Origin of the sequence: Aeromicrobium sp. CF3.5 (assembly GCF_051262695.1) — a bacterium.
In the GTDB taxonomy this organism is placed as follows: Bacteria; Actinomycetota; Actinomycetes; order Propionibacteriales; family Nocardioidaceae; genus Aeromicrobium.
This window is the reverse complement of record NZ_JBIMEZ010000005.1, coordinates 179,414-194,190: the sequence shown is the minus strand read 5'-3', so window position 1 is coordinate 194,190 and position 14,777 is coordinate 179,414. Positions and strand designations below refer to the sequence as shown.

Annotated in this window: 13 protein-coding genes and 1 tRNA gene; 7 read left to right on the top strand and 7 right to left on the bottom strand. The window is 68.5% G+C overall.

Features of this window, described 5'->3' with window-relative positions:
* Window positions 1–53: 53 nt before the first annotated feature.
* Window positions 54–1,013, top strand: coding sequence for an ArsA-related P-loop ATPase (locus tag ACHAA3_RS11290; protein ID WP_435709110.1), 960 nt, complete (start codon window positions 54–56; stop codon window positions 1,011–1,013).
* Window positions 1,010–2,230 carry an ArsA family ATPase gene (locus ACHAA3_RS11285; protein WP_435709109.1) on the top strand — a complete coding sequence of 407 codons (1,221 nt, stop codon included), beginning with the start codon at window positions 1,010–1,012 and terminating at the stop codon, window positions 2,228–2,230. Before ACHAA3_RS11290 ends, ACHAA3_RS11285 begins: the two co-directional genes overlap by 4 nt.
* Window positions 2,231–2,282: 52 nt before the next feature.
* Here the strand turns inward: ACHAA3_RS11285 and ACHAA3_RS11280 are convergent, their stop codons facing one another.
* Window positions 2,283–2,546 (bottom strand): WhiB family transcriptional regulator, encoded by a 264-nt coding sequence (locus ACHAA3_RS11280; protein WP_435709108.1) that lies wholly within the window; start codon window positions 2,544–2,546, stop codon window positions 2,283–2,285.
* A 198-nt stretch (window positions 2,547–2,744) separates the two neighbouring features.
* Between ACHAA3_RS11280 and ACHAA3_RS11275 the strand changes: the two genes are divergently transcribed.
* Window positions 2,745–4,949: a transglycosylase domain-containing protein gene (locus ACHAA3_RS11275; RefSeq protein ID WP_435709107.1), complete on the top strand. Its 2,205-nt coding sequence runs from the start codon at window positions 2,745–2,747 to the stop codon at window positions 4,947–4,949.
* A gap of 2 nt (window positions 4,950–4,951) precedes the next feature.
* Here the strand turns inward: ACHAA3_RS11275 and ACHAA3_RS11270 are convergent, their stop codons facing one another.
* Entirely contained in the window at window positions 4,952–5,413 is a 462-nt protein-coding gene (locus ACHAA3_RS11270; RefSeq protein WP_435709106.1) for a GatB/YqeY domain-containing protein, read from the bottom strand.
* Window positions 5,414–5,466: 53 nt separating this feature from the next.
* On the opposite strand from ACHAA3_RS11270, the gene ACHAA3_RS11265 reads away from it, so the two are divergent.
* From ACHAA3_RS11265 to ACHAA3_RS11250, 4 genes are all read left to right on the top strand, one after another.
* A complete protein-coding gene (locus ACHAA3_RS11265; protein WP_435709105.1) occupies window positions 5,467–6,411 on the top strand; it encodes a metallophosphoesterase in 945 nt (314 codons plus the stop codon).
* Window positions 6,412–6,416: 5 nt separating this feature from the next.
* A tRNA-Pro gene (locus ACHAA3_RS11260) sits at window positions 6,417–6,493 on the top strand.
* A 105-nt stretch (window positions 6,494–6,598) separates the two neighbouring features.
* Window positions 6,599–7,369: a hypothetical protein gene (locus ACHAA3_RS11255; protein ID WP_435709104.1), complete on the top strand. Its 771-nt coding sequence runs from the start codon at window positions 6,599–6,601 to the stop codon at window positions 7,367–7,369.
* 10 nt (window positions 7,370–7,379) lie between these two features.
* Window positions 7,380–9,344 carry an acetoacetate--CoA ligase gene (locus ACHAA3_RS11250; RefSeq protein WP_435709103.1) on the top strand — a complete coding sequence of 655 codons (1,965 nt, stop codon included), beginning with the start codon at window positions 7,380–7,382 and terminating at the stop codon, window positions 9,342–9,344.
* Window positions 9,345–9,363: 19 nt separating this feature from the next.
* On the opposite strand, the gene ACHAA3_RS11245 is transcribed toward ACHAA3_RS11250, so the two are convergent.
* The 5 genes from ACHAA3_RS11245 to recR all read right to left on the bottom strand — a co-directional run bounded on the left by ACHAA3_RS11245 (window position 9,364) and on the right by recR (window position 14,768).
* Window positions 9,364–10,413, bottom strand: a complete 1,050-nt coding sequence (locus tag ACHAA3_RS11245) for an aspartate-semialdehyde dehydrogenase (RefSeq protein ID WP_435709102.1) — start codon at window positions 10,411–10,413, stop codon at window positions 9,364–9,366.
* Window positions 10,410–11,720 (bottom strand): aspartate kinase, encoded by a 1,311-nt coding sequence (locus ACHAA3_RS11240; RefSeq protein WP_435709101.1) that lies wholly within the window; start codon window positions 11,718–11,720, stop codon window positions 10,410–10,412. Before ACHAA3_RS11240 ends, ACHAA3_RS11245 begins: the two co-directional genes overlap by 4 nt.
* A gap of 154 nt (window positions 11,721–11,874) precedes the next feature.
* Entirely contained in the window at window positions 11,875–13,002 is a 1,128-nt protein-coding gene (locus ACHAA3_RS11235) for a S1 family peptidase (protein WP_435709100.1), read from the bottom strand.
* A gap of 147 nt (window positions 13,003–13,149) precedes the next feature.
* The gene (locus ACHAA3_RS11230) at window positions 13,150–14,133 is read right to left on the bottom strand and encodes a LysR family transcriptional regulator (protein WP_435709099.1); all 984 of its coding nucleotides are present in this window, start codon (window positions 14,131–14,133) and stop codon (window positions 13,150–13,152) included.
* Between the two features lie 20 nt (window positions 14,134–14,153).
* Window positions 14,154–14,768: a recombination mediator RecR gene (gene recR, locus ACHAA3_RS11225; protein WP_435709098.1), complete on the bottom strand. Its 615-nt coding sequence runs from the start codon at window positions 14,766–14,768 to the stop codon at window positions 14,154–14,156.
* Window positions 14,769–14,777: the final 9 nt, after the last annotated feature.

Sequence of the window (14,777 nt, the reverse complement as noted above, 5' to 3'; positions counted from 1 at the left end):
GCGGCCCACCGTCGACATCTCGCAGTTCTCGGCCAGATCGGTAGGCTCAGGCCATGGCCATCGCGACCGAGCTGCACGTCGTCACCGGCAAGGGCGGAACGGGCAAGACGACCGTGGCTGCGGCACTGGCGATGGCCTTGTCGGGATCGGGCCGCAAGGTGTTGCTGTGCGAGGTCGAGGGTCGCCAGGGCATCGCGCAGCTGTTCGACGTCGCGCCGCTTCCGTACGAGGAGCGCAAGGTCGCCGTCGGACCCGACGGCGGCGAGCTGTACGCGCTCGCCGTCGACCCCGAGTCGGCGCTGCTGGAGTACCTGCAGATGTTCTACCGCCTCGGTCGCGCCGGGCGGGCCCTGGATCGTTTCGGCATCATCGACTTCGCCACCACGATCGCGCCGGGTGTGCGCGACGTCCTGCTCACCGGCAAGGTCTACGAGGCCGCAAAGCGCGTCGAGAAGGACCGTTTCGTCTACGACGCGGTGGTGATGGATGCCCCGCCCACCGGGCGCATCAGCCGGTTCCTCAACGTCAACTCCGAGCTCGCCGGCCTCGCCAAGGTGGGTCCGATCCGCCGGCAGGCCGACTCGATCATGCAGATGATGCGTGCCCCCAGCACCCACGTGCACCTGGTCACGGTGCTCGAGGAGATGCCCGTCACCGAGACGATCGACGGCATCGCCGAGCTCACGTCCGATCAGCTGCCCGTGGGGCACGTGGTCGTCAACCTGACCCAGCCCGGCCACGTGTCGGCCGACGCCCGTGCCTCCCTGGAAGACGGGACGCTGGACCGCGCATCCGTGGCGACAGTGCTCGACCGCGCCGGACTGCCGGGCGCCGCCGCGGCATCGCTGATCGACGGCGGCCTCGACGCCGTGCACCGCGACCAGCTGCAGACCGCCCAGCGCGTCGAGCTCGCCGGATGCGGGCGGCCCGTGGTCGAGCTGCCCCGGCTGACCGACGGGATCGATCTGGGAGCCCTGTACGAGCTCGCCGAACGACTGAAGGACCTCACGTGACCGGACGTCCCCGTGCCGGCCGGTCCTCGCGGCCCAGGCCCCGCGTGCTGATCGATGACAAGAGTCGCGACGGACGCCTCGACATCGACCACCTCATCGGAGACCTCGGCACCGAGATCATCGTGTGCTGCGGTTCGGGCGGGGTCGGCAAGACCACCACGGCAGCCGCCCTGGCGCTGCGTGCGGCCGAGCAGGGCCGCCGCGTGTGCGTGCTCACGATCGACCCGGCACGCCGCCTGGCCCAGTCCATGGGGCTGACCGAGCTCGACAACACGCCCCGTCCCGTTCCCGGAATCTCCGGTGACGGTTCCCTGGACGCGATGATGCTCGACATGAAGCGAACCTTCGACGAGGTGGTCGAGGCACATGCCACGGCCGAGAAGGCTCAGCAGATCCTCGCCAACCCGTTCTACGTGGCCCTGTCGAGCTCGTTCGCGGGCACGCAGGAGTACATGGCCATGGAAAAGCTGGGGCAGCTTCATGCCCAGTTCGCGACCATCAGCCAAGATTCAGCCACGGATGTCACGTCTCCCCGGTGGGACCTGATCGTCGTCGACACTCCACCATCGCGCTCGGCACTGGACTTCCTGGACGCTCCCGAGCGGCTCTCCTCGCTGCTCGACGGACGATTCATCAAGCTGCTGCTGGCCCCCGCCAAGGGCCCCGCTCGCCTGCTCAGCGCGGGACTCGGCATCGTCACCGGTGCACTCAACAAGATCCTCGGCGCCCAGTTCCTCACCGACCTGCAGACGTTCATCGCCGCATTCGACACGCTCTTCGGCGGATTCCGGCAGCGTGCCGAGGCGACCTACGCACTGCTCCAGGCACCCGAGACCGCCTTCGTGGTGGTCGCAGCCCCCGAGCCGGCTGCGATGCGCGAGGCGGCCTACTTCGTCGAGCGCCTCGCGGGCGAGAAGATGCCGTTGTCGGGCTTGGTGGTGAACCGGGTCCACGACGATGACGACAGCGGCATCACCGCCTCCGACGCAGAGGCCGTCGCCGCCCGACTGCGCAGGGGCGACGCCGCCGATCACCTGACCGCCGATCTGCTCACCGTGCGGGCCGAGCGACTGCGCGTCGGCGAACGAGAGGCCCGGCAGCGGCGCGGCTTCACCGCAGCCCATCCCTCCGTGCGCACGGTGTCCGTGGCCGCACTGGCCGGCGACGTGCACGACCTGGACGGTCTGCGCGAGATCGGTCGCCTGCTCGCCGGCTGATCCACGGCACCCCATGTGACCGTGCACCGGCCGGCGAGCCGTCAGCGAATCGTCAGACGGCGACGCTGGTGCTGAGGATGCTGCGCCACGTCGTGACGTTGGGTCGGCGACGCAGCAGGGCGCGACGCTCCCGCTCGGTCATGCCGCCCCAGACACCCCACTCGATCCGGTTGTCCAGTGCCTCGACCAGGCACTCGGCCTTGACGCCGCACTGCCCGCACAGGGCCTTGGCGCGATTCTGCTCTGCCCCCTGAACGAAGAGCTGATCGGACTTTCCACGGCACGCGGCCTGAGCCGCCCAGTTGTCATTCCACATCGTCGGAACCTCCCCGAGATCAGCCACGTATGACCGAAGTTGATTCGTCCCCCCATCCTGTGAAGATCCTGAGGTTCTGTGAAGGACCGAGCGTGCCCATCTTCCATAGTTCGACCTGACTACATGCCGTCACCAATCACGCCGCGGTCCGGATCGATCGAGACTGAACTCTGGGCCCTTTCCCGTACTCTTGATCACATGGCTTCTTCCTTCTTCGGCGGTCTGCGTCGGCTCTCGCGGTCCGAGCGGACCCCGGAAACCAAGATCGGCGCCGTCGCCTCCATGACCCGCCTGTCGGTCGTGGCCGGCATCGGTGTGGCCGCCATGGCGATTCCGGCGGCCTCGTTCGTCGCGGTCACCGGCAACGACGTCAGCACCGACATCGTGAACCTGCCGCTGACCCTCGACGACCAGCCCAACCCGCAGACCACCCAGGTGCTCGCGGCGGACGGCTCGTTGCTGGCGTACTTCTACGAGGAGAACCGCCAGGACGTCCCGATCGACGACATCTCGCCGGTCATGCAAGAAGCACTCCTGTCGATCGAGGACTCCCGCTTCTACGAGCACGGCGCACTCGACGTCAAGGGCACCTTCCGAGCCTTGGTCAACAATGCCGCCGACGGTCAGACCCAGGGTGGATCCAGCATCACCCAGCAGCTGGTCAAGCTGACTCTCCTGTCGCAGGCGACCACCAAGGAGCAGCGGCTCGCCGCCACCGAGCAGTCGACGGCGCGCAAGATCCGCGAGCTCAAGCTGGCCGTCGAGTACGAGAAGGATCACTCCAAGACCGAGATCCTCGAGAACTACCTGAACCTGGCCTACTTCGGCGATGGCGCCTGGGGCATCAACGCTGCTGCGTTCCACTACTTTTCGGTCAGTCCCGCCGACCTGACGCCCAAGCAGTCGGCCACGCTGGCCGGCCTGGTGAAGAACCCCGATGAGTTCAACCCCAATGTCTTTCCCGAGAAGGCGCTGCAGCGACGCAACACGGTGCTCGCCGTGATGGCCCGAGAAGGCGCCATCAGCCAGGACGAGGCCGAGGAGCTGCAGACCGAGGACCTCGCGCTGAAGATCAAGGAGTACCCCAACGGCTGTGTCGAGTCGGTCGGGGCGTTCTCCTGTGACTACATCCGCCGCTACCTGTTGAAGGACGAGGCGCTCGGCGAGACCGAGGCCGATCGTCAGCAGGCTCTCGAGCGTGGCGGGCTGACCATCAAGTCGACCATCGACCCGGACAAGCAGAAGGCCGCCAACGAGGCCGTCCGCACCACGGTCGCGGCTCAGGACCGGGCGCTCGGCCTGATGGCCATGGTCGAGCCCGGCACCGGCCAGGTGCTCTCCCTCGCCCAGTCGCGCCCCATGGGACGCGACGAGGCGAAGGGCCAGACGTTCCTCAACTTCACGGTGCCCACCGCGTTCGGTGACTCGGGCGGATTCCCGGCCGGCTCGACGTTCAAGATGTTCACGGCCGCGGCCGCGCTCAAGGAGGGCATCAGCCCCAACGAGGTCATCAGCTCGCCTCCCGACGTGACGATTCCCGCCGGTTCGTACTTCGACTGCGAGGGCGGTGGGACCGACGAGTTCGAGGTCTCCAACTCCACCACCAGCGGCGCCAAGAACATGTACTCGGGCCTCAGCGAGTCGGTCAACACCTACTTCGCCAAGCTGGAGCAGCGGGCGGGTCTGTGCAACGTCGTGCGCACGGCCGAGTCCATGGGCATCACGGTGCCGTTCCCCGATGAGGAGAGCGCACTGAACAACCAGGTGCCCTCCTTCACCCTGGGCGTCACCGACGTCAGCCCGCTGACCATGGCTGCCGCTTACGCCGTTCCCGCCTCGGGCGGCATGTACTGCGAGCCGCAGCCGGTCACCGAGATCCTCGACCGCGACGGTGAGGTCCTCAAGACCTACGAGCGCAACTGCGAGCGGGTCCTGCCCAAGGAAGACGCGGCGCAGATCAACGACATCCTGCGCATCGTGCAGGAGACCGGCTTCGGAGCCCAGAACGGCACCGGGCTCAACGTCCCTTCGGCGGCCAAGACCGGAACCGCCCAGGACAACAAGGCCGTGTCCTACGCGGGCTACACCCCGCAGGTCTCGACCTTCTCGATGATCGCCGGCGTCAAGGAGAACGGCAGCCCCAACTCGCTGGCCGGCGTCACGATCAACGACCGCCCGTTGAACTTCGCCTCGGTCGGTGGCTCCTCGCTGGCCGGCCCCATGTGGAAGAAGGCGATGGGCGCCATCCAGGGATCACTGGACCCGGCACAGTTCGATCCGCCACCGGCGCGCCGCCAGGCCGCTGCTGCGGCGCCCGCGCCGGCTCAGGCCGAGGCACCGGCCCCTCGTGGCGATGACAACCGCGGTGGCGACGAAGGCGGAGACGAGGGCGACGACGACTGAGGTCAGGCGCCGAGCTGGCGCTTGACCTCGGCCGCCACGGCGGCCGAGTCGGCCTTGCCCTTGGTCTGCGGTGTGACCACGCCCATCACCGTGCCCATGCCGCGCATGCCGCCGGCAGCGGTGCCGGTGGACTCGATGGCGCTCGTCACGATGTCGGCGATCTCCTCGCCCGACATCTGGGCGGGCAGGTATTCGGCCAGCACCTGGGCCTCGTCCCGTTCCTTCTGGGCCATCTCGGGACGATTGCCGTCGGCGAACGCCTCGGCCGCCTCGCGGCGCTTCTTGACCTCACTGCCCAGCACGTCGAGAACTTCGGCATCGGAGACCTCACGGGCTGCCTTGCCGCCGACCTCGACATTCGTGATGGCCGTGAGCACCATGCGGATGGTCGACGACCTCAGCTGGTCGCGGGCCTTGATGGCTGTGGTCAGGTCGGCGCGGAGTCGGTCCTTCAAGTCAGACATGGCGCCAGTGTCCCACCCCGGTCGAGATCCATCGATTGTGCGACGCTTGCTCAATGCCCCACCCAGTCCGCACCGCTGCTGCCCTGGCCACCGGCTCGGCGGCCGCAGCCCTGGGCTGGGCGACCGTCGTCGAACCTCGCGCGTTCGCCCTGCGCACCGTGTCGGTACCCGTGCTGGCGCCCGGATCGGCACCTCTGCGAGTCCTGCACCTCAGTGACCTGCACCTGACTCCGAGCCAGACGATCAAGCAGCGCTGGGTACGCCGCCTGGCCGAGCTCGAGCCCGACCTCGTCGTGAACACCGGCGACAATCTCTCCCACCTCGATGCTCTGCCGTCGGTGCTGCGCACCTACGGCGACCTGCTCGATCTACCCGGCGTCTTCGTGTTCGGCTCCAACGACTACTTCTCGCCCGTGCTGAAGAATCCCCTCGGTTATCTCAGCGGCGGCACCGGCGTCGCCACGCGTGGCGCCTGGAGGCGCCCCGCCGATCTGCCCTTCGAGGCCATGCGCACCGAGTTCACACGGCGTGGATGGACCGACCTGACGAACCGGCACGACGAGGTGCACGTCGCTGGTCGGCGGCTGTCGTTCGTCGGCGTCGACGACCCACACCTGCAGTACGACGAGCTCGACGACGAGCCGGTCGACACCTCGGCCGATCTGGCGATCGGCGTCACGCATGCGCCCTACCTGCGCGTGCTGGACCGCTGGACCTCGCAGGGATATCCGCTGATCCTGGCTGGCCACACCCACGGCGGCCAGCTGCGCGTGCCGTTCTACGGCGCCCTGATCACCAACTGCGATCTCGACCGGACGCGGGCGCGAGGGCTGCACCGGCACCATGTCGAAGGCACGGCCGCGGTCCAGACCGACTCCTGGCTCCACGTGTCGGCCGGACTCGGCTGCGCTCCCACGTCGCCCGTCCGGTTCGCCTGCCGACCCGAGGCAACCCTGCTGACGCTGACTGCGCTAGACTCGCCAAGGTTGCCTTCTTAGGGCACCGGGGTGTGGCGCAGCTTGGTAGCGCGCGTCGTTCGGGACGACGAGGTCGCAGGTTCAAATCCTGTCACCCCGACCATTTTCTCAGTGGTCACACAGGGCCGCAGCGCAGGCGATCCGCGCTCAACCTGATCGCAACCTCACGCCACTCTGCCGGTGCGCTGTGGTGTGGAACACTTGAATCATGCCCGAACAGGAGCCACCCAAGAAGGTGGTCAAGCGCGTGGTCAAGAGGGCAGTCGTACAGCCTCCCGCCATGCGATACGGGCGTCCGGCCCCCGCGCCGAAGCAGACCTTGAGCGCACCGCGCTCCCCCGCACCGACCACGGTGGCCGATCACGTCGAGCCGACTCCTTCGCCGCCTGTGCCGGCTGCCAAGATCGGCGCCAAACGATTCACCGTCAAGCGGCCCCGGCTCAGCGCCCCGCCGGTCGATCTCGGCTCGATCCGCGACCGCACGGCCCAGGTCGCCTCGGGCGTCACCGCCACCACCCGAACCCTCTCGCGCACCTCGGCGAACGTCGTCATCGATCGCTGGTACGACCTGCGAACCTGGTGGCTCCCAACTCTCGAACCGATGCGCGCCAGCGCCATCACCGGCCTGCTCATGGGGCTGCTGGCGGTAGGTCTGGGCGTCGGCGCACTGGCGATCTTCAGCCAGGTGCGCGGCGTCGCCTCGGGAGGCGGCACCTGGGGGTCCCTGACCTTCGTCGTCGTGGCGTTCGTCGCCTTCGCGATCGGCGAGCGACTCCTCGCGGGCTTCGGTGCACCGATGCCGCGTCTGACCAGCTTCCTGGGCATCACCTTGACCCTCGTGGCCATCCTGGGCCTGTTCCTCGGCATCGCCGATTCGACGTTCGCCATCGTGGTGGTCCCGCTCGTGAGCGCCGCCGGTTTCCTCGCGGCGCACTGGCTGCTCGCACTGGCCGAGTCGGCTCCTCCAGAGCTCGAATGAACCGGGCCGCATGAGCGAGATCCTCTGGTCTCCTGTCCTCGACGGCCGCTCACGGCTCGAGCGCTTCACCGCCTGGCTGGCCGAGCACGACCTGACTCACGCCGAGGACTACGACGCCCTGTGGCAGTGGTCGGTCCAGAACCTCGAGGACTTCTGGAGATCGGTCCTGCAGTGGTCCGACCTGCCGCATGGCGGTGATGATGCCGTCGTGCTGGCCGACGACTCGATGCCCGGCGCCCGGTGGTTCCCCGACCTGACCCTCAACTACGCCGAGGCCATGCTGCGCCTGCCTGGACGTGCCGACGATGACGTCGTCGTGGTCTCGGTCTCGCAGAGTCGCGACGACATCGAGCTCACCACGGCAGATCTGCGTGAGCAGGTGGCTCGTGCTCGCGCCGGACTCATCGCCGCCGGAGTCCGACCGCGCGACCGGGTGGCAGCCTATGCTCCCAACATTCCCGAGACCCTGGTCCTGCTGCTCGCTGCAGCCAGCATCGGTGCGATGTTCACGTCCTGCGCGCCCGAGTTCGGCACCCAGAGCGTCGTCGACCGGTGGCAGCAGATCGAACCGACCGTGATCCTGACCGTCGACGGATACCGGTACGGGGCCAAGCCGATCGACCGTCACGACGAGGTCGCCGCAATTCGCGCCGCACTCCCCAGCGTCACCACCCACGTGTGGCTGCCGTATCTGGACCCGGCCGCAGAGGCACCCGAGGGCGCCATCGGCTGGGCGGACTTCACCTCGGTCAGCGCGCCGCTGGAGTTCGAGGCCGTCAGCTTCGACTGGCCGCTGTACGTCCTGTTCTCCTCGGGCACCACGGGGCTGCCCAAGCCGATCATCCACGGTCACGGGGGGATCACGATCGAGCACACCAAGGGCCTGGCCCTGCACCTCGATCTCGGACCGGACGACCGATTCTTCTGGTTCTCCACGACCGGCTGGATGATGTGGAACCTGCTGATCTCTGGCCTGCTGACCGGATCCACGATCGTGATGTTCGACGGCAATCCGGCACCCCCGGGCCGTGATGGCGATCCCGACGTCTCCGTGCTGTGGCGGCTGGCCGAACGCGTGGGCATCACGTACTTCGGCACCAGTGCGCCGTTCCTGCTGCAGTGCCGCAAAGCCGGACTCGTGCCCCGCGACATCGCGGACCTGTCGCAGATTCGTGGCATCGGGTCGACCGGTGCCCCGTTGCCGGCCGAGGGCTTCCGGTGGGTGTACGACGCCGTCAGCGACACCGCTCAGCTCGGTTCGACCAGCGGGGGCACCGACGTGTGCGCCTCGTTCGTCGGAGGTGCTCCCACCAAGGCGGTGCGGGCCGGACAGATCTCGTGCCGGCAGCTGGGATGCGCCGTCGAGTCCTATGACGATCAGCACCAGCCGGTGATCGGCTCCCTGGGCGAGCTGGTCGTCACCCGCCCCATGCCCTCGATGCCTGTGGGATTCTGGGGCGATGCGGACGGCTCGCGCTATCGCGCCTCGTACTTCGAGGACATTCCCGGCGTGTGGCGGCACGGCGACTGGATCACGATTTCCGACGACGGCTCGTGCACCATCACGGGGCGCAGCGATGCCACGCTGAACCGCGGCGGCGTGCGGCTGGGCACCTCGGAGTTCTACTCCGTCGTGGAGTCGTTGACCGCTGTCACCGACAGCCTCGTGGTGCACCTCGAGGACGATCAGGGCGGCGCGGGACAGCTGCTGCTGTTCGTGACGCTGGCCGAGGGCCTGGAGCTCGACGAGGACTTGCGACGCGAGATCGCAGCATCCCTGCGCTCGCGCCTGTCGCCGCGACACGTCCCCGACGAGCTGCACCAGATGCGACTGCTGCCCCGCACCCTGTCGGGCAAGAAGCTGGAGGTGCCAGTCAAGAAGATCCTGCAGGGCACCCCGATCGACCAGGCTGCCGCCCCGGGCGCCCTCGCCGATCCCACCGCACTCGACCCCTTCGCGACTCTGCGCAGGTGATGGTTCCCCCGGGTACCCGCTAGGCGAGCAGGAGCTCGGCGATCTGCACCGTGTTGAGCGCGGCACCCTTGCGCAGGTTGTCGCCGGAGACGAACAGGACGAGACCCTTGTCTCCGTCGACGCTGCGGTCCTGACGGATCCGGCCGACCAGGCTCGGGTCCGCGCCGGCGGACTGCAAGGGCGTGGGAACGTCAACCAGCTGGACGCCCGGAGCCGCGCCGAGCAGCTCGACGGCTCGCGCGACCGTCAGGTCGCGGTCGAACTCGACGTTGATCGACAACGAGTGGCCCGTGAAGACCGGCACACGCACACAGGTGCCCGAGACGCGGAGGTCGGGGAGACCGAGGATCTTGCGGCTCTCGTTGCGCAGCTTCTGCTCCTCATCGGTCTCGAACGAACCGTCGTCGACGATCGAGCCGGCCATCGGCAGCACGTTGAAGGCGATGGGGGCCACGTAGATCTCAGGAGCGGGCATCGAGACCGCGCCGCCGTCATAGGCAAGCCGATCTGCGTGCTCGACCGCGGCCAGAGCCTGACCGTGCAGCTCGCGCACGCCGGCCACGCCCGAGCCCGAGACCGCCTGGTAGCTGCTGACCACCAGTCTCACCAGACCCGCAGCATCGTGCAGAGGCTTGAGGACCGGCATGGCCGCCATCGTGGTGCAGTTGGGGTTCGCGATGATGCCGCGACCGCCGGGCCCCCCTGCAGACGATCGAGGGGCGGGAATGGCATCGGGGTTGACCTCGCTGACCACCAGCGGAATGTCGGGGTTCTTGCGGAACGCCGAGGAGTTGTCGACCACGGTGACGCCAGCGTCGGCGAAACGCTGCGCGTGGGCGCGTGAAGTGGTCGCACCAGCCGAGAACAGGGCGATGTCGAGTCCGGCAGGATCTGCGGTGTCGGCGTCCTCGACCACGATCTCGCGGTCACCGAAGGTCAGGACGGTGCCGGCAGAGCGCGACGAGGCGAAGAACCTGATCTCGTCGGCCGGGAAGCGACGCTCGAGCAGGATCTCGCGCATGGCGACGCCGACCTGGCCGGTGGCGCCGACGATGCCGATCGAGGTCATCGGCCGGTCCCTCCGTAGACCACGGCCTGGGCCGGTTCGTCGCCCCCGAGGTTGAAGGCCTCGTGCGCGGCGTTGACGGCCGCATCGACCTGCGATTCGGAGACCACGACCGAGATGCGGATCTCGGAGGTGGAGATCATGCCGATGTTGACGCCGGCGTCGGCCAGTGCCTGGAAGAACCGGGCGGTGACGCCGGGCTCGGAGCGCATGCCAGCGCCCACGATCGAGACCTTGCCGACGCTGTCGTCGTACTGCAGACGCTCGAAGCCCACCCGCTGCTGGAGGCGGGCCAGGGCGGTCATGGCCGTCTGGCCGTCCGAGCGCGGCAGGGTGAACGAGATGTCGGTCAGCGACGTGGTGGCAGCCGACACGTTTTGCACGACCATGTCGATGTTGATCTGCGCATCGGCGATGGTGGTGAAGATCGATGCCGCCTCGCCCACCTTGTCGGGGACGCCGACGACGGTGATCTTGGCCTCGCTGCGATCGTGCGCGACGCCGCTGATGATTGCTTGCTCCATCGGGAGAACCTCACCTTCCACTGGTTGTTCCGACCGGATGGTCGCGATGTCATCTGCGTTGACGACCCATGTCCCCGGCTTGTCGGAGAACGACGAGCGGACATGGATGGGAATCTGGTTGCGGCGCGCGTACTCGACGCATCGCAGGTGCAGGATCTTGGCGCCGTTGGCCGCCATCTCGAGGGTCTCCTCGTAGGAGATCTGCGGGATGTGGCGGGCCGTGGCGACGATGCGTGGGTCGGCGGTGAAGATCCCGTCGACATCGGTGTAGATCTCGCACACGTCAGCCTCGAGCGCCGCTGCCAGGGCCACCGCGGTGGTGTCGGATCCGCCGCGTCCCAATGTGGTGATGTCCTTGGTGGTCTGCGAGACCCCCTGGAAACCGGCCACGATGGCGATGGCACCCTCGTCGAGCGCGGTCTGGATGCGCCCGGGTGTGACATCGATGATCTTGGCGCGGCCGTGCTCAGCGTCGGTGATGACGCCCGCCTGCGACCCGGTGAACGAGCGCGCCTCGTGCCCGAGGCTCCCGATCGCCATCGCCAGGACCGCCATCGAGATCCGCTCGCCGGCGGTGAGCAGCATGTCGAGCTCACGAGCCGGCGGAAGCGGCGAGACCTCGTTGGCCAGGTCGATGAGGTCGTCGGTCGTGTCGCCCATCGCGGAGACCACGACGACGACGTCGTGACCGGCTTTGCGGGTCGCGACGATGCGCTGGGCGACCCTCTTGACGCTGGTGGCGTCGGCAACCGAGGAGCCGCCGTACTTCTGGACGACAATGCCCACGGGAAATCCTTGCTCAGGCGAGTACGGGGTGCGCGACGCTGCGCAGGACCACTGTAGCGGTCGGTCCGCCGGGCCATCGATCCGATTCCGAACACTGGACATGGCAACGGGTCGCCGGCACCGAGGTGCCGACGACCCGCGTCGTGGGAGGCCTCTAGCTGGTCTTCAGCGTGAGGCCGTAGGCGTTGAGGATCTCGCCCACCGGCTGGAAGTACGTCGTGCCACCGACGGTGCAGTTGCCCGAGCCGCCGGACGTGACGCCCTGGGCCTGGTTGCCCGACAGCGCGGAGCCACCGGAGTCGCCGCCCTCAGCGCACGCGGTGGTGCGAATCAGGCCACTGACCGAGCCCTCGGCGTAGTTCACCGTGGAGTTGCGGGCCTGGATCGTGCCGCACCGCCATCCTGTCGTCGAACCGGAACGGCAGATCGACGACCCGATGGGAGCCGACGAGGAGCCGCGCACTGCGACGGTGCCCCCGGAGTAGTTGTTCACGACGGCACGGGTCGTCTCGCTGGTGCGCACGAAGGCGTAGTCGTTGCCGGGGAAGCTCGACCCCGCGAAGGAGCCGGTCGGTGTCGTGGTGGTCGCTCCCTGCGCTCCGCAGTGGCCGGCGGTGATGAAACCACCGTTGACCGCGAAGCCGACCGAGCAGCGGAAGGCGTTGTTGATGAAGTACGCGTTGCCGCCGACGACGTCGAGGGGCTGCGGCTGTTCGCGCGAGGCCTCGTAGGAGATGGCCGCCGACGGGGCGCCCGCCTCCTTGACGAACGCCTTCGCCTCAGCGGCACTGCCGCGATGCTGCACGACGACCCGGTTGGACTCGACGTCGACGAACCAGCCGGGGATCGTGGTGGGGGCGTTCGCGTGCTGGGCGTCGAGCCTCTTCATCACCGCATCGAGGTCGGCCTCGCTGCGGGTGACCTTCTGTGCGTCCGCGCCCTCGGACCGCACGGTCGAAGCGGAGGCGGAGTCGGTCACGGCGACCTGGAGCCGCCCGGCGTCGGCGTCGAACCAGGCACCGGCGAAGCGGACGCCCAGCTCGTCACGCAGCGACGATTCGGACGCGGCGGCCCGCTTCTCGGCGGCCAGACGGGCCGAGGACTGGGACGTGCTCAGCCCGAGGTCGCGCTCCATCGCCGACTGCATCGTGGTGTCAGGCACGGCGGGACGATCGGGTGCTGCCGATGCGACCTGCGGACCGAGGGCAAGAGCCATCGTGGCCGTGGCCGCTGCTGCCCCGAACAGGACCGAGCGGGGGGTGGGACGCTGTCGTGATGCCATGGGCGATCTCCTTCGTCGTGCATGACGAGCGATCGATCGAGGTCGAGAACCCGCCCTGCCTGGTTCTCTCGAACCTAGTACCGACGTAGTCCTTTCGGGCCATACCGAAAGAGTTATACCTCGGGAGTGATGGCCGCCCTGATCCGTTCAGCCCGTGCGATGGCCCGGCTGCACCCCGAACGTCGAGTGATCGCGCAACCACGTCGAGTACACGGTGCTGCGCTCGACCAGATCTTGGTGCGCCTCGCCGACGCACGCGGTCAGACGGTCACCGAACTCCGCCGCGGCCGAGTCGGGGCGCCACCCGACCATGTGCCGCCAGGTCAGTGGCGCACCGACGAGCGGAACGGTGACGAAACCACGCAGGACCCGCACGGCCTGGCACAGCGCGACGGCCGTGCCGGAGGCGACGAGCTCCATGCAGCTGGCGGCATCGGTGACGAACAGCGAGGAGGGGGTGAAGCCCTCGCTCGCACAGGCCGCGGCGAAGCAGTCACGGAAGCACCCATCACCCGGCGTGGCAGCCCACTCCGATCCGCTGAAGTCGGCGAGGGTGACCTCGGTACGTCCGGCCAGGGCGTGATCTTCGGGCAGCAGGACGAACACCGGGTCGATCGCGAAGGTGCGCCACACCAGATCGGAGCCACCCGGAGGGCGGGAGCCGGCGCAGACACCCACCACCGCAGCGTCGATGCGCCGGTCGCCGAGCATCGCCGCAACATCATCGGCGGACCACGACGCCGTGGTGGCGACGGTCATCGCCGGATACTGGGTGGACAGCCGCTGGATCAGCGGCGCGAGCAGGGCCGAGGTCGACGAGCCCAGCGACAGCCGCTCCATGCGTCGCCCGGGATCGCGCAGGCCGTCACTGAACCGGTTGGCCTCCTCGAGCAGGCCTGACATGGCCGGGAGCAGCAGTCCGGCGCGGGCGATCACGAGCTCGCCGAGTGCCGTGGCCCGCACTCCGCGGTGGTCGCGGTCGAACAGCGAACCTCCGAGAGTGCGCTCGATGCGACCGAGCTGCGCGGTGAGCGCAGGCTGCGCGACGCCCAGCTCGGCGGCCGCCTTGGTGATGCTGCCGGCCGCCGCGATCGTCGAGACGACCTTGAGGTGCCTGAGCTCGAGCTCCACCGTGGACCCCGCGTGTCCGATCAGACCGACGTGGCGGCGGGGGCGATCGAGGTACGGCCCTCGAAGGCGCGACCGAGCGTGAGCTCGTCGGCGTACTCGAGGTCTCCGCCAACGGGCAGGCCGCTGGCCAGCTTGCTGACCGCGATGCCCAGGGTGGACAGCTGACGGATCAGGTAGGTGGCTGTGGCCTCGCCCTCGAGGTTGGGATCGGTGGCGATGATGACCTCGGTGATGGCCGTGTCGTTGAGGCGACCGAACAGCTCCTTGATCCGCAGCTGGTCGGGTCCGATGCCCGCGATGGGCGAGATCGCGCCGCCGAGCACGTGATAGCGGCCCCGGTACTCCCGCGTGCGCTCGATGGCGATGACGTCCTTGCTCTCCTCGACGACGCACAGCACGGTCGCGTCGCGGCGGGGGTCGGCGCAGATCCGGCACTCGACATCGACCGTGACGTTGCCGCAGGTCGAGCAGAAGTGGACCTTGGCCTTGACCTCGACCAACGTCGCGGCGAACCGGTTGACGTCCTCGGGGTCGGAATCGAGCAGATGGAAGGCAATGCGCTGGGCGCTCTTCGGCCCGATCCCGGGCAGCCGCCCGAGCTCGTCGATGAGGTCCTGGATCACGCCGTCATACATGCCCTCACC